The sequence below is a fragment of the Lacrimispora xylanolytica genome, assembly GCF_026723765.1.
Classification (GTDB): Bacteria; Bacillota; Clostridia; order Lachnospirales; family Lachnospiraceae; genus Lacrimispora; species Lacrimispora xylanolytica.
The window spans coordinates 1,927,291-1,942,575 of sequence record NZ_CP113524.1; the positions used below are offsets into that span (position 1 = coordinate 1,927,291).

General features: G+C 43.0%; 12 protein-coding genes. 10 read left to right on the forward strand and 2 right to left on the reverse strand.

Translation table 11 applies throughout. The annotated features are described in order from the left end of the window. Positions 1–3 precede the first annotated feature (3 nt). From OW255_RS09065 to OW255_RS09110, 10 genes are all read left to right on the forward strand, one after another. A complete protein-coding gene (locus OW255_RS09065) occupies positions 4–2,982 on the forward strand; it encodes an EAL domain-containing protein (RefSeq protein WP_268116396.1) in 2,979 nt (992 codons plus the stop codon). Positions 2,983–3,092: 110 nt separating this feature from the next. Beyond that, positions 3,093–4,379, forward strand: a complete 1,287-nt coding sequence (gene tig / locus OW255_RS09070) for a trigger factor (protein ID WP_024836233.1) — start codon at positions 3,093–3,095, stop codon at positions 4,377–4,379. An 81-nt stretch (positions 4,380–4,460) separates the two neighbouring features. After that, complete coding sequence (clpP, locus tag OW255_RS09075) at positions 4,461–5,048, forward strand: ATP-dependent Clp endopeptidase proteolytic subunit ClpP (RefSeq protein ID WP_024836232.1); 588 nt, start codon at positions 4,461–4,463, stop codon at positions 5,046–5,048. Positions 5,049–5,112: 64 nt separating this feature from the next. Then, positions 5,113–6,414, forward strand: coding sequence for an ATP-dependent Clp protease ATP-binding subunit ClpX (gene clpX / locus OW255_RS09080; protein WP_024836231.1), 1,302 nt, complete (start codon positions 5,113–5,115; stop codon positions 6,412–6,414). Between the two features lie 77 nt (positions 6,415–6,491). Then, entirely contained in the window at positions 6,492–8,810 is a 2,319-nt protein-coding gene (lon, locus tag OW255_RS09085) for an endopeptidase La (protein ID WP_268116397.1), read from the forward strand. A 12-nt stretch (positions 8,811–8,822) separates the two neighbouring features. Continuing rightward, positions 8,823–9,422, forward strand: coding sequence for a ribosome biogenesis GTP-binding protein YihA/YsxC (yihA, locus tag OW255_RS09090; RefSeq protein ID WP_024836229.1), 600 nt, complete (start codon positions 8,823–8,825; stop codon positions 9,420–9,422). Between the two features lie 67 nt (positions 9,423–9,489). Further along, positions 9,490–10,365: a transporter substrate-binding domain-containing protein gene (locus OW255_RS09095; RefSeq protein WP_024836228.1), complete on the forward strand. Its 876-nt coding sequence runs from the start codon at positions 9,490–9,492 to the stop codon at positions 10,363–10,365. Between the two features lie 104 nt (positions 10,366–10,469). Continuing rightward, positions 10,470–11,270 carry an amino acid ABC transporter permease gene (locus OW255_RS09100; protein ID WP_024836227.1) on the forward strand — a complete coding sequence of 267 codons (801 nt, stop codon included), beginning with the start codon at positions 10,470–10,472 and terminating at the stop codon, positions 11,268–11,270. After that, the gene (locus tag OW255_RS09105) at positions 11,271–12,014 is read left to right on the forward strand and encodes an amino acid ABC transporter ATP-binding protein (RefSeq protein WP_024836226.1); all 744 of its coding nucleotides are present in this window, start codon (positions 11,271–11,273) and stop codon (positions 12,012–12,014) included. Positions 12,015–12,102: 88 nt separating this feature from the next. After that, on the forward strand, positions 12,103–13,068 hold the full coding sequence (locus tag OW255_RS09110; protein WP_024836225.1) for a D-2-hydroxyacid dehydrogenase: 966 nt from the start codon (positions 12,103–12,105) through the stop codon (positions 13,066–13,068). A gap of 352 nt (positions 13,069–13,420) precedes the next feature. Here the strand turns inward: OW255_RS09110 and OW255_RS09115 are convergent, their stop codons facing one another. Continuing rightward, positions 13,421–13,945, reverse strand: a complete 525-nt coding sequence (locus OW255_RS09115) for a DUF4364 family protein (protein ID WP_024836223.1) — start codon at positions 13,943–13,945, stop codon at positions 13,421–13,423. A gap of 75 nt (positions 13,946–14,020) precedes the next feature. Continuing rightward, the gene (locus OW255_RS09120) at positions 14,021–15,178 is read right to left on the reverse strand and encodes an NAD(P)-dependent malic enzyme (RefSeq protein WP_268116398.1); all 1,158 of its coding nucleotides are present in this window, start codon (positions 15,176–15,178) and stop codon (positions 14,021–14,023) included. Positions 15,179–15,285 lie beyond the last annotated feature (107 nt).

Below are 15,285 nucleotides of genomic sequence, written 5' to 3' on the forward strand. Positions count from 1 at the left end.
GTCATGAAAAAAAAGAAAAGTGAATCCATTCGTACCCAGCTGCTTGGACCGTTGCTTATTCTTCTGGTACTACAGGCAGCGGTCATTGCCGGAACCGTTTTATTCGGCGGAGTTTCCATCAAACTAAAAAAGAACGAAATAAATATACTGACAGAAAACACAAAGAATACCATGACCGGATTTGAGAAGGAAACCATGCACCATTGGGTGGTGATGCTTAATAATTCCGGATTTATGTCAGAAGAGATCGAAAAATTACTTAAAAAAGAACAACGAGAGCCGGAAGCCATATTTTCAGATTATGACTTAAACCGTGATATCATCGATACCATAATGGGAAAGTCCATTGAAATGCTCCATTTAAGCAATGCCACTGGTGTTTTTATGGTATTAAATGGGCCAGCGGCTATGAAAAGCCCCACAGGGATGAAAGCAGGTTTCTATATCCGGAATTCCAATCCGGGAGGATATCTAAATGACAATTCCTCCCTTTTAATGGAACGGGGATTACCCTCACTGGCTGAAAAATACAATATTCCATTGGATTCTTTCTGGGAACTGGGATTTTTAAATACAGGAGGAAAAGGAGCGGCTGATTTTTATCAGAAGCCTTTTGATGCGGCGATAAAGTATAAGGGAAAGAAGAAGGATACCATGAGGTATGCTTATTTAAGTTCACCCTTTCGCCTAAGCCCCAAAGATACAGAGGTCATTACCTATTCTGCCCCTGTTATTTTGGAAGACGGTACGGTTTTAGGGGTCTTCGGACTTGAGATGACGGTAAATCAGCTGGAGCAGATTCTTTCGCAGGAACAGATTAATGGCAGCTTTAATGAATGCTGGCTCCTTGGCATACGGGAAAAAGGAACGAATACTATCATTCCCGTTGCGGAATCAGGATATCTCTATAATCAGTATTTCAATGAAAATACAAAAATTGAATATGAATACAACCATAAGGAAAATATCAGTACCTTAAGATCACCGGAAGGCACCGAATGGTATGCCAGCGTAAATAAGCTTGATGTTTATGGCGCAGACGATATGTATGGAGGAAGCGAATGGGTAATGGTGGGCATGGCGAGGCAGAAAGATCTTCTGTCCTTTTATAATGCCGTTAGGCGCATGCTTTTTAGCTCCATGCTGGTTCCGCTGCTTTTCAGCCTTCTGGGAGCATATATGATAGGAAGAATTATGACAGAGCCTATTCGCAGACTGGTGGAGGAACTTAGAAGAAAATCAGGAAGCCGCGGTTTGTCACTGGAGCGGGTCCATGTAAAGGAAATCGACGAATTATCAGAAACCATTGAACTGTTAAACCGTGATGTGGACCGGGCCTCCTATAAAATGTCCGGGATTTTGGAGCATGCGAATGTTCTTGTTGGAGTATTTGAATACGAGGAGGAAGAAAATAGAGTTTTCTGCAGCAGATCCCTCTTTGAAATGCTTGGCTGGGGTAAGATGAAAGAGGCTTATTGTTACATAAAGGCAGAGGAATTCAACCCCCTGTTAAGACAGACCTTTGGGCAGATAGAATTAAAAGGAGACCGGATTTTAAAGTGTCTTGAGGGGCCAGATGGCCTTAGATGGATTGAAATCATTCTGGATGAGTCAAAAAAAGGAACCGTTCTTGGAGTCTGCACCGATGTAACGGTAAATGTAGAAGAGAAAGAAAAGCTTGAACGGGAACGAAATTATGATCTTTTAACAGAAATATATAACCGCAGGGCGTTTCGAGAGAGGGCTCTGGCCGCCATAGAGGGGCTGCAAGACGAAATTGCAGCCGTAATTATGTGGGATCTTGATAATTTAAAATATATCAATGATACATACGGTCATGACGAGGGTGACCGCTATATTGTGCTGTTTGCAGACTGCCTGAAAAAATTTATGGAATATGGAGGTATTATTTCCAGATATTCGGGGGATGAATTTGTAGTATTCTTAAAAGGCCGGGAAAAAGAAGATATCCGAAGAATTGTCCGGGATTTTATGAAGCACCTTAAAAAGTTCACCTTGAAGATGGAGAGCGGCTATCAGTTTCCCATACGGGTATCCGGGGGGCTTTCCTGGTATCCGGATGATGCGCTTGATTTTGATGCGTTGTTTAATTATGCAGACTTTGCCATGTACATGGTGAAGCACAGTGTAAAGGGTGTGGTTAAGGAATTTGATATGTCTGAGCATAGACATAATTCCTATATGCTCACAGGAAGTGAAGAGCTTAACCGGCTGCTGGACAGGAAGGAAGTGCGGTTTGCCTTTCAGCCAATTGCTACAAGAGAAGGAGCTGTTTATGGATATGAGCTTCTTATGCGGCCTGATTTTTCCAATATCAAAGGAATTGGTGAGGTGCTTAACTTAACAAGAGCCCAGGCAAAGCTGCCGCAAATGGAGATCCTTACCTGGTTTGCCGGACTGAGGGCTGCAAAGGCGGAGGCAGAGGCAGGACAGCTTGGGAAGGATGAAAAGCTGTTCATCAATTCCATTGCCAGTGTCTGTCTGACAAAAGAAGGAATCAAAGAGCTGGAGGAGCAGTACGGAGAGCTTCTTAAAAGAGTGGTAATCGAGATGACGGAAGGGGAGCCGGCCAGCCAGAACTTCATGCAAAGCAAAAAGGAAATGGCAAAGGACTGGGGAGGGCTCACAGCCATCGATGATTTTGGAACCGGATACAACAGCGAATCCATTCTTCTTCACATGAAACCGGATATTGTGAAGATGGATATGAGCCTGATCCGGCGCATCCATGAGGACCCCAACCGCCAGATCATTTTAAAAAACCTAATGGGCTTTGCGGAAAAAAACAGCATCCAGGTGCTGGCAGAAGGCGTGGAAACGGCAGAAGAACTGGAATTTTTAATGAATTGCGGTGTCCAGCTTTTCCAGGGATATTATATTGCCAGACCACAAATGGAGATCCGTCCCCTTGACCCGTACATTGTGAAGAAGATGCAGGAGTTTTCAGGAAATGCCTTATGATTTCGTAAATAATACTGGAATTTACGGGACGAGTATGATATAATGCTAAATTGAAGTGTAACGCCCTGTCGGTATGGCGGTTCACATATATTTCAAGGAGGAACCCATTGATGAGTTTACAAGTAGAAAAATTAGAGAAGAACATGGCAAAGTTAACGGTAGAGGTGCCGGCTGAGGAGTTTGACAAGGCGCTTACCGCAGCTTACAATAAGAATAAGGGCAGATTTAATATCCCAGGTTTCAGAAAAGGGAAAGCTCCTCAGGCCATGATTGAAAAGATGTACGGAGCAGGCGTTTTATACGAAGATGCAGTAAACGAGGCTCTTGATGCAACATATGCAGGTGCAGCAGAAGAAAGCGGACTGGACATCGTTTCCAGACCAGAAATCAGCATTGTACAGGTAGAAAAAGGACAGAACTTAATCTATACCGCTACTGTTGCCGTAAAGCCTGATGTGACTTTAGGCGAGTATAAAGGAATTGAAGTAACAAAAGCTTCTGCAGAAGTGACTGAAGAAGACATTGCTGCAGAATTAAAGAGAGTTCAGGAGCAGAATTCCAGACTGGTATCTGTAGAAGACAGAGCAGTGGAAGACGGCGATCAGACTGTCGTTGATTTTGAAGGTTTTGTTGATGGAAAGACTTTTGAAGGCGGAAAAGGAGAGGATTATCCTCTTACTATCGGTTCCCATTCCTTCATTGATACATTTGAAGAGCAGTTAATCGGTAAGAAAATCGGTGAAGCTTGTGAAGTGAATGTTACATTCCCAAATGAGTACCATGCAACAGATTTAGCCGGAAAGCCAGCTATGTTCAAGGTTACCGTTAAGGAAATCAAGAAAAAAGAGCTTCCTGAGTTAACCGATGAGTTCGCCAGTGAAGTTTCTGAGTTTGAAACTTTGGAAGAGTACAAAAATGACATCAAAGTTAAGCTTGCAGAAAAGAAAGAAAAAGAAGCAGCAACAGAGAACGAAGACAATGTAGTTCAGAAGGTTGTTGAGAATTCTACCATGGAGATTCCTGAGCCAATGATCGAAAGCCAGGTAAATAACATGGTAAACGATTATGCAAGAAGAATGCAGAGCCAGGGATTATCTCTTGACCAGTACATGAAATTTACAGGCATGACAATCGAATCCTTAAAGGATCAGATGAAGCCACAGGCACTTAAGAGAATTCAGACCAGACTTGTATTAGAAGCAGTTGCTAAGGCTGAGAACATCACAGTAGCTGATGAAGCTGTTGAGAAGGAAATCGCTGGCATGGCAGAAGCTTACAAGATGGAAGCTGACCAGGTGAAAGAATATCTTGGAGAGAGCGGTATCAATCAGATGAAGGAAGATCTTGCAGTTCAGGAAGCAGTAGACTTTCTTGTTGCGGAAGCAAAATTAGTATAAGATGTTTCACCCGGATAGATTCCTGACGTTTTTTGTCCGGAGTCTATTCGGCTTTGAAGAAAAGAGACAGGAGGAAGACAGATGAGTTTAGTACCTTATGTCATTGAATCAACCAGTAAGGGCGAGCGTTCTTACGATATTTATTCCAGACTTCTTAAGGAGAGAATTATTTTCCTTGGTGAAGAGGTTTCTGATGTATCAGCAAGCCTGATTGTGGCACAGCTGTTATTTTTAGAGGCAGAAGATCCTAATAAGGATATCAATCTCTATATCAATAGCCCTGGCGGTTCTGTTACCGCAGGTATGGCAATTTATGATACCATGAATTACATCAAATGTGATGTCTCAACCGTTTGTATGGGTATGGCAGCCAGTATGGGTGCTTTCCTCTTAGCCGGCGGAGCAAAAGGCAAGAGATTTGCACTTCCTAATGCTGAGGTAATGATCCATCAGCCTTCAGGCGGAGCTAAGGGACAGGCGACGGATATCAGAATCGTTGCAGATAACATTTTAAAGATTAAAAAGCGTTTAAATGATATACTGGCAGCTAATACAGGCCAGCCGTACGAAGTAATTGAGCGCGACACAGAACGTGACAATTATATGACTGCGGATGAAGCAAAAGCATACGGCCTGATAGATGATATACTTTACAACCACAATCGTTAATCCCTTTGGGGCAGACCTTTATGTTTAAAGCATAAGTAACTATAGGAAAGAATGAGGTGTATGTATGCCGGTCAGAACTGACGAAAAGATCCGATGCTCTTTTTGCGGGAAAACCCAGGATCAGGTAAAGAAATTGATTGCCGGTTCCAATAATGTTTATATCTGCGATGAGTGCATTGATTTATGCGCAGAGATATTGGAAGAAGAATTTGACAATCACGAAGAAGAAGGACCTGATTTTGCTGATATCAATCTGATGAAGCCAAAGGAAATCAAAGAATTTCTGGACAGCTACGTGATTGGTCAGGACAACGCAAAAAAGGTATTGTCAGTAGCAGTCTATAACCACTATAAGAGAATCACATCCAGAAAGAAATTGGATGTGGATGTGCAAAAGAGCAATATTCTTATGTTAGGACCTACCGGCTCCGGTAAAACTTACCTTGCCCAGACCCTTGCAAAGGTGTTAAATGTTCCTTTTGCCATTGCAGATGCAACTGCCCTGACAGAAGCAGGCTACGTGGGAGAGGATGTAGAAAACATTCTTTTAAAATTAATCCAGGCAGCTGATTATGATATAAGCAGAGCGGAATACGGAATTATCTATATCGATGAAATCGATAAGATAACAAAGAAATCGGAGAATGTCTCCATTACAAGAGATGTTTCCGGTGAAGGTGTTCAGCAGGCGCTGTTAAAGATCCTGGAAGGTACGGTTGCGAGTGTGCCTCCACAGGGAGGAAGAAAGCATCCTCATCAGGAACTTTTACAGATCAATACAACGAATATTTTGTTCATCTGCGGCGGAGCCTTTGATGGACTGGAAAAAATTATTGAAAGCCGTTTAAGTGCCGGTTCTATCGGCTTTAATGCGGAAATCGTAGATAAGAATAAGACAGATATTGATGATCTTTTAAGAAAGACCCTTCCTCAGGATCTGGTGAAGTTTGGTCTGATTCCAGAGTTTATCGGTCGTGTGCCGATTACTGTTTCCCTGGAGCTTTTAGACAGGGAGGCACTGGTTAAGATATTAACAGAGCCAAAGAATGCTCTGGTAAAACAATATCAGAAATTGTTTGAACTTGACGATGTAAAACTTGAACTGTCCAAGGAAGCGGTAGAAAGAATTGCAGAGCTGGCCGTAGAGAGAAAAACCGGTGCCAGAGGTCTTCGTTCCATCATGGAAAGCGTGATGATGGAGCTGATGTATGAAATTCCTTCCGACAGCAACATCGGAATCTGCAAGATTACCAAGGAAGTTGTAGATAAGACAGGTGAGCCAGAACTCATCTTCCGGGATACGACAGTTCCCAGAAAATCGCTGGCCCAAAAGCTTAGAAAAGATAAAACAGGCGAGATCGCATAGATCCCTGCATGAGTCGGGAAGGTGTTACAGCGAGAAAACTGCTGCAACACCTTTTTGAATGCAAAGGAGAGAACATTATGGTGCATAAGACAATCACAATGCCAGTTATCGCCCTGCGCGGCATGACGGTTCTTCCCAAAATGATGTTACATTTTGATATCAGCCGGCCAAAGTCTGCGACAGCCGTAGAAAAAGCAATGGTTGGAGACCAGAAGGTGTGTCTCGTCACCCAGAGGGATTCGGAAGAAGAGAACCCTGATTTCGGGGGACTGCATTCCATCGGTACGGTTGCTGTTATCAAGCAGCTGGTAAAGATGCCTGGCAATGTAATCCGTGTTATGGTGGAAGGTCTGGAACGTGCAGAGCTTTTGGCTCTTGAGAATGAAGAACCCATGCTGGTGGGAGAAATCGATACAGTATTTGAATTTGATGAGATGATAGATGATGTTACAAAACAGGCTATGCTGCAGATTGTTCAGGATAAGCTTTCAGAATACGGCAAGGAGAACCAGAGGCTTTCCAAAGAAGTGATTCCTGGTCTTTTAGTACTGACAGATTTAGGGGAGCTTCTGGATCAGATCGCCGTGCAGCTTTCCTGGGATTACCAGGTACGCCAGCAGGTATTAGAGAGCATTATGCTGGATGAAAGGTATGCTCTAGTCATGAAGCATCTTTTGACTGAAATTGAGGTCACAAAGGTAAAACGGGAATTACAGTCTCAGGTAAAAGATCGAATTGATAAAAACCAGAAGGATTATATTTTAAGAGAGCAGTTAAAGGTAATCCGGGAAGAGTTAGGAGAGGATAATCCTCTTAGCGATGCAGATGAATACAACAAGCGGTTAAAATCATTAAAGGCTGATAAGGAAATTAAAGATAAGATCCAAAAGGAAATTGAGCGCTTTAAGGCGATGCCAGGCGGCAGCCAGGAGGCCAACGTAGTGCGCATGTACTTAGAGACTGTTTTGGAGCTTCCCTGGAAAAAGGTTTCCAAGGATAACAACAGCATATCCCATGCCGAAGATATTTTAAATGAGGACCATTATGGCCTTTTAAAGGTGAAGGAACGTATTCTTGAATACCTTGCAGTCCGTACGCTGACAAAAAAAGGAACAAGCCCTATTGTTTGTCTGGTGGGACCTCCAGGAACCGGTAAAACCTCTATCGCCCGCTCTGTGGCAAAGGCACTGAATAAGGAATATGTAAGAATCAGTCTGGGCGGAGTGAGAGACGAAGCTGAGATCAGAGGTCACAGGAAAACATATGTAGGTGCTATGCCGGGAAGAATTGCAGAGGCTCTAAGACAGGCAGGAGTCAGCAATCCTCTTATGCTTTTGGATGAAATCGATAAGGTCAGCAGAGATTACAAGGGAGACACGTCTTCCGCACTTTTAGAAGTCCTTGACAGTGAACAGAATGTAAAGTTCCGGGATCATTATATAGAGCTTCCCATTGATTTATCCAATGTTTTATTCATTGCTACGGCCAATACCACCACAACCATACCTGGGCCTCTCCTTGACCGTATGGAATTAATTGAAGTAACCAGCTATACGGAGAATGAAAAATTCCATATTGCAAAGAATTACTTAGTAAGAAAGCAAAGGGAAAAGAATGGACTGACCGAGAGTCAGGTCACCATCACAGATAAAGCCCTTGAAAAAATAATTCACAATTATACAAGAGAAGCAGGTGTCAGAACTCTGGAGAGAAGAATCGGTGCTGTTTACCGTAAAGCTGCCAGACAATTTCTGGAGAACAAAAAAGAGGTTATTGAGATTACCGATTTAAGTCTTGAAACATACTTAGGCAAAGAGAAGGTAACCTTTGAAGATGTCAATGAGGATGATGAGGTTGGCATCGTAAGAGGCCTTGCCTGGACCAGCGTTGGAGGAAGCACTCTGCAGATCGAAGTCAATGTTATGCCTGGTAAAGGAAATCTATCCCTCACCGGACAGATGGGAGATGTCATGAAGGAATCTGCCCGGACGGCACTTAGTTACGTGCGTTCGATCTGCCCGGACTATAAGGTGGCAGATAATTATTTTGAAAAGCACGACATCCATCTTCATATCCCGGAAGGAGCCGTTCCAAAGGATGGTCCTTCGGCAGGCATCACCATGGCAACAGCCATGCTCTCTGCGGTTATTAACCGCAAAGTAAAGGCAAAGGTGGCCATGACTGGAGAGATCACCCTAAGAGGTCGTGTGCTTCCAATCGGCGGTCTGAAAGAGAAGATACTGGCTGCCCGTATGGCACATGTGGAAACCGTGCTGGTTCCATTTAAGAATAAATCTGATATTCTGGAGCTTTCAGATGAAATTATCGGGAATCTTACCATTGTGTATGTCAAGCATATGTCAGAGGTCTTACAGGAGGCATTTCTCCAGGAATAGAAAGGAAATCATATGATTATTAAATCCGTAGATCTGGAAACGGTATGTGGTATTACAAGCACGCTTCCGGAGAACACTAAGCCGGAATTCGCCTTTGCAGGAAAATCAAACGTAGGAAAATCCTCTTTGATCAATGCTTTGATGAACCGCAAATCATTTGCCAGGACATCTTCCCAGCCGGGAAAGACCCAGACAATTAACTTTTACAATATCAATGATGCGTTTTATTATGTGGATCTTCCTGGATACGGTTATGCAAAGGTAGCCCTGGAGGTAAAAGCAAAATGGGGAAAGATGATTGAAAATTATCTTCACAAATCCCCTATGCTCCAATGCGTATTCTTATTGATTGATATTAGACACGAACCTTCCGTCAATGATAAGACCATGTATGACTGGATCGTGTATCAGGGGTATCAGCCGGTAATCATCGCGACAAAACTGGATAAATTAAAGAGAAGCCAGGTACAGAAGGCAATTAAGACAGTGAGGACCGGTTTGGGAATCGGAAGTGATGTAACTGTGATTCCTTTTTCTGCGGAAACAAAGCAGGGAAGGGATGAAATTTGGGAGCTGATATCAGATTACGCAAATAGTCTTGACAAGGAATAAAAATCTTTTTATAATGAACCTATTTATTACATAGAGTTCATTTTGGCAAGAAGAGGAGAAAACAGTTATGAAAAAGACAATAAAGAAAATTGCATCAACTCTTTTAGCAGTTTCCCTTGCGGCGGCAGCTCTTACTGCCTGCGGCGGAGGTGCTGGAAAAGGAACCACTGCAGCTGGTAAAGATGCAGACGGTAAGAAAGTACTGAAAGTTGCTATGGAGTGTAGTTATGCGCCTTATAACTGGACCCAGTCAAATGATGCCAATGGAGCAGTTCCTATTTCCGGTGGTTCTGATTTTGCTTACGGCTATGATGTTATGATGGCTAAGAAAATTGCAGATGAACTTGGATACGGCCTTGAGATCGTAAAGCTGGACTGGGATTCTTTAGTTCCTGCTGTTCAGTCTGGCAAGGTTGACTGCGTCATTGCAGGACAGTCCATTACAGCAGAGCGCCTCCAGTCAGTAGATTTTACAGATCCATATTACTATGCGACCATCGTAGCCCTTGTAAAGGGCGGCGGCAAATATGAGAATGCAAAAAGCGTAGCAGATCTTTCTGGTGCAACTGGTACTTCCCAGTTAAATACCATCTGGTATGACAGCTGCCTTCCTCAGATCCCCAATGCAGATATCCAGCCGGCTATGGAATCCGCACCTGCCATGTTAGTAGCTTTAAGCTCTGGCAGATGTGACGTGGTAGTAACAGACAAACCTACCGGACAAGCAGCATTAATTGCTTATCCTGATTTTAAGCTTCTTGACTTTACCGGTACAGACGGTGACTTCAAGGTATCTGACGAAGACATTAACATCGGAGTTTCCTTAAAGAAGGGCAACACGGAGTTAAAGGATGCCATCAACGGAGTCCTTTCTAAGATGACAAAGGCTGACTTTGACAAGATGATGGAAGAAGCCATTTCCGTACAGCCATTGTCAAAGTAGTACGAAATAAAAGAGAATCAGGGCTTGCAGGCACGGGACAAGAGCGTTCTTATCTTCGTGCCGCTTGTTCTGTCTAAATGACAGTTAGAAAAGGAGAAGGTAATATGTCTTTACCATCAGATTTTTTAGGCAGAATGCTGTTTATTCTGCGGGAATACGGTCCCTCCTTCCTGAGCGGCGCCGGTAAGACAATGGCGATTGCCATTGTAGGAACACTGATTGGCTGTATCATTGGTTTTGCAGTGGGAATTGTTCAGACCATTCCTGTTTCAAAGTATGATAACCCGGTAAAACGAGTCTTGCTGAAAGCAGTTAAAGTTATTTTAAATGTTTACGTAGAGATTTTCAGGGGAACCCCTATGATGGTCCAGGCCATGTTCATATTTTATGGTTCCTCGGCTCTCTTTCAGATCAATATGTCCATCGTATTTGCTGCATATTTCATCGTGTCCATCAATACAGGTGCTTATATGGCAGAAACGGTAAGAGGCGGAATTCTTTCCATTGATCCAGGTCAGACAGAAGGCGCCAAAGCCATTGGTATGACACATTTTCAGACCATGGTCAATGTTATCATGCCACAGGCTCTCCGTAATATCATGCCTCAGATCGGTAACAACTTAATCATTAATATTAAGGATACCTGCGTACTTTCCGTTATCGGTGTGGTTGAATTATTCTATGCCACAAAAGGCGTGGCAGGAGCGTACTATACTTATTTTGAAGCATTTACCATTACCATGATCATTTACTTTATTCTTACCTTCACCTGCTCCAGAATCCTGCGTCATTGGGAGAAGAAGATGGATGGTCCTGACAGCTACGATCTGGCAACTACCGATACCCTGGCTTATACCAGCGGTATGGTGAAATTCCCAGATCCGAAAGAGAAGGAGGATAAATAAATGGCAGAAGAGAAAGTACTGGAAATTCATCACTTAAGTAAGACCTTTGGAACCAATGTTGTCCTGCGGGATATTGATTTTTCTGTAAATGCTGGCGATGTGACCTGCATTATTGGAGCTTCCGGTTCCGGTAAATCAACCCTTCTTCGCTGCATCAATCTTTTAGAGACTCCAACTACCGGTGAGATTTTATATCACGATGTAGATATCACGGACAGAAAGATGAATGTTCCGTCATATCGGACTAAGGTAGGTATGGTGTTTCAGAGTTTTAATCTGTTCAACAACATGACGGTTCTCGAAAACTGTCTGGTGGGCCAGATTAAGGTCCTGAAAAAGGATAAAGACGAAGCAAGAAAAAAAGCTATGATGTATTTAGAGAAGGTTGGAATGGCTCCCTACATCAATGCAAAGCCAAGACAGCTTTCCGGAGGACAGAAGCAGAGAGTTGCCATTGCCAGAGCTTTGGCCATGGAGCCTGAGATCCTCTTATTTGATGAGCCGACCTCAGCCCTTGATCCTCAGATGGTAGGAGAGGTGCTGGCAGTTATGAGAACACTTGCAAAAGAAGGTCTTACAATGATTATAGTAACCCATGAGATGGCTTTTGCCAGAGACGTTTCCAGTCGTGTGGTCTACATGGCGGGCGGTGTCATTGAGGAAGAAGGAAAACCATCAGATATATTTGGAAATCCCCAGAAAAGTTCCACCAAAGAGTTTTTAAACCGCTTTATGCAGGGATAACATAAGAAGGAGCTGAGTCAAGATAACTGAACAATCAGTTGTGGAGCAGGCTCCTTTTTGGTATGGTGAATCAGAACGGAGGTCTTATATGAAAATAGTCTTTTTGGAAACAGATTCATTAGGTGATGATGTGGATTACGCTCCATTTTACTCCATAGGAGAAGTGGTCAAATACAACAATTCTGATCCAGAGGAAAATTCTGCACGTGTAAGGGAAGCAGATATCATAGTAGCTAATAAAATATCTATGGACGAAGAACTGCTTCGAGATGCAAAAAAGGTAAGACTTATCTGCCTGACAGCTACCGGAACCAACAACGTGGATTTTCAATATACCAATAAGAGGAAGATAGCTGTGGCTAATGTAAAAAGCTACTCCACAAGATCAGTCGTACAGCATACCTTCGCTCTTTTGTTCTATGTCTATGAAAAGCTGTCCTATTATGACTCCTTTGTAAAATCAGGGGACTATACAGACAGTGATGTCTTCAGCTGTTTTGATAAAAAGTTTAATGAGCTTTATGGAAAGACCTGGGGGATCATTGGTCTTGGAGAAATCGGACGGGAAGTAGCAAAGGTGGCGGAGGCCTTTGGCTGCCGGATCATCTATTATTCCACCTCTGGGAAAAACAATCAGTCCAATTATGAAAGAGTAGAATTTGAGACCCTGCTGAAAGATTCTGATATCATTTCCATACACGCTCCTCTTAATGAGAAAACCGAGAATCTTATTGATAAAAAAGCTTTAAAGGCAATGAAAGAGACTGGGGTACTGTTAAATCTGGGAAGAGGAAAAATTATAGATGAAGAAGCACTTACCTGGGCACTATTAGAAGGGGAGATTGCAGGGGCTGGTCTTGATGTTCTCCGTGAAGAGCCAATGAGCAAGGATAATCCGCTTTTAAGTATTAAGGACAGTACCAGATTGATTATTACGCCCCATATTGGCTGGGCAACGGTAGAAGCAAGAAGAAGGTGCCTGTCAGAAATCTATGAGAATATCAGTGCATTTCTGAACGGAGAAGAAAGAAACATCGTAAAAGGAACGAATTAAAAAGGCGGTCTGAGTGTTAACACTCAGGCCGCCCCTTTTACGTTTCAGGAATCAATCACAAAAGCTCCAATATTATTTGGGCAGGTGGTCATCTTTAAAAGGACATGTTGTCTTAGTAAAAAGACTCCTGACCTTAATCTGTATAAACGTGCGAGTCACCTGAATTGCAAGAGCAAAAATAAAGATTGGAAGAAAGACAGTTAAAAACAACTTTACTTTCAAATGGGACAACCTTTTATTCTGCTGCTTTCGTACAGACTCATAATGGTCATGAATGGTTTGAAACCACGTTTGTTTCACTTGGGCTTTATTCAAGTAAATTCCCCCTTAACTTTTACTGACCTCCAGATCGTCAGGAACCGCTCATCAGAGATTTCATAGCAAAAGCATAAATTTCCTGGCTTTTTGATTTCCAGTGGTCACACATGATTTCTGCCTGGTCCTTGTCAGGAACAGATAGGTCTAAGCTGATCAGACAGTTTTTTCCTTCCCGTACTTCGCAGTGAACAATGTAATCCTGGCTCGTGGATTTGTAATAATCCGCTGTGACCCCAACTTCATTGCGGAGACGAAATTTGTTGTCCTTTAAATACTCATCCATATCATTGATGATGGCAGGTGATATTTTGTTCCCAAAAAAGGAAAGAGTCTCTTCGCCCTCTCTGGTAATATCATACCGGCTGCTGTTGTGATTGGTCTCCACATGAAGGAGCTTTGCCTCCAGCAGTTCGTTTAACGCCTGGTTCAATGTAAAGTAAGTCGTGTATTCATGCTCCAGAAAAAAGTTAGACAATTGTGCGCTGGTCAGGGGGAAATTAACCTGTTTAAGCATATATAAAATCATTAGTTTGTACAGGGTCATAGGTTCTGACAGCATAGTTACCTCCAGTGACGCATTTTTTGCGCCCTAATATAAAGGATGGCCGAAAAGCTTCCAGCCATTCCTCTTGTTTTACGCCTGACGGATATGATCCTTTACTGCCTGGCTCACAGCATCGGCAACCCGGGGATCAAATGCCTCAGGAAGTATGTTGTTTTCATCTAACTCTGAAGGTGCCACAAGCTCAGCAATGGCAACGGCAGCAGCCAGCTTCATCTCTTCTGTAATGGAAGAGGAACGTCCCTCCATAGCGCCTTTAAAGATGCCAGGGAATACAACGACGTTATTGACCTGATTTGGGAAATCGGATCGGCCGGTCCCTACGACTCTGGCTCCGGCTGCTTTTGCAAGATCCGGCATGATTTCGGGAACCGGGTTTGCCATGGCAAAAAGAATGGCATCAGAATTCATGGAAGCGACCATCTCCTGAGTTACAATCCCGGGAGCAGAAACACCTACGAAAATATCAGCTCCTTTTAAGGCATCCGCCAGGGAGCCCCTCATACCTGTAAGGTTGGTCACCTCTGTCATCTTTTCCTGCATCCAATTTAAGCCTTCCATACCCTTTGCCAGGATGCCGATACGATCACACATAATAATGTTTGTAAATCCATAGGTCAAAAGAAGCTTTGTAATGGCAATTCCGGCAGAACCTGCTCCATTTACCACAACGCGGCATTCTTCCATTGTCTTTCCGGTAACCTTTAAAGCATTGATGATTCCGGCTAACACCACAATGGCTGTTCCGTGCTGGTCATCATGAAAAACAGGAATATTAAGAAGCTCCTTAAGCCGTTCTTCAATTTCAAAGCAGCGTGGAGCAGATATATCTTCTAAGTTGATTCCCCCAAAGGCAGGAGCGATATGAACAACGGTTTTAATGATCTCTTCCGTATCCTGGGTATCCAGACAGATCGGGATCGCATTGATTCCTCCAAATTCTTTGAAAAGAACGGCCTTTCCTTCCATGACCGGCATGGCAGCCAGAGGACCGATGTTTCCAAGGCCAAGAACAGCGCTTCCGTCTGAGACTACAGCTACTGTATTGGATTTCATGGTATACTTATAAGCAGCTTCCGGATTCTCGGCAATGACCTTGCAGGGTTCAGCCACTCCAGGTGTATAAGCAAGGGCAAGATCTTCCCTGGTTTTGACCTTTGCTTTGGAATTTATTTCCAGCTTTCCGTTCCATTCTTCATGCAGCAATAAAGCTTTCTCGTTGGTTGTCATAATCAGTTTGTCCTTTTTTTCGCAGTTTTTATTATATCATACCAATTTTAGGGTTTTAAATCAATAGAAAATGTGTTAGAATATAGAGTAATTAATTTTTAGCAAAC

Coding starts and splice junctions, on each gene's coding strand:
- clpP (WP_024836232.1), top strand. CDS start 4,461: ATGAGTTTAGTACCTTATGTCATTGAATCAACCAGTAAGGGCGAGCGT.
- lon (WP_268116397.1), top strand. CDS start 6,492: ATGGTGCATAAGACAATCACAATGCCAGTTATCGCCCTGCGCGGCATG.
- yihA (WP_024836229.1), top strand. CDS start 8,823: ATGATTATTAAATCCGTAGATCTGGAAACGGTATGTGGTATTACAAGC.
- clpX (WP_024836231.1), top strand. CDS start 5,113: ATGCCGGTCAGAACTGACGAAAAGATCCGATGCTCTTTTTGCGGGAAA.
- OW255_RS09115 (WP_024836223.1), bottom strand. CDS start 13,945: ATGCTGTCAGAACCTATGACCCTGTACAAACTAATGATTTTATATATG.
- OW255_RS09095 (WP_024836228.1), top strand. CDS start 9,490: ATGAAAAAGACAATAAAGAAAATTGCATCAACTCTTTTAGCAGTTTCC.
- OW255_RS09065 (WP_268116396.1), top strand. CDS start 4: ATGAAAAAAAAGAAAAGTGAATCCATTCGTACCCAGCTGCTTGGACCG.
- OW255_RS09100 (WP_024836227.1), top strand. CDS start 10,470: ATGTCTTTACCATCAGATTTTTTAGGCAGAATGCTGTTTATTCTGCGG.
- OW255_RS09120 (WP_268116398.1), bottom strand. CDS start 15,178: ATGACAACCAACGAGAAAGCTTTATTGCTGCATGAAGAATGGAACGGA.
- OW255_RS09105 (WP_024836226.1), top strand. CDS start 11,271: ATGGCAGAAGAGAAAGTACTGGAAATTCATCACTTAAGTAAGACCTTT.
- tig (WP_024836233.1), top strand. CDS start 3,093: ATGAGTTTACAAGTAGAAAAATTAGAGAAGAACATGGCAAAGTTAACG.
- OW255_RS09110 (WP_024836225.1), top strand. CDS start 12,103: ATGAAAATAGTCTTTTTGGAAACAGATTCATTAGGTGATGATGTGGAT.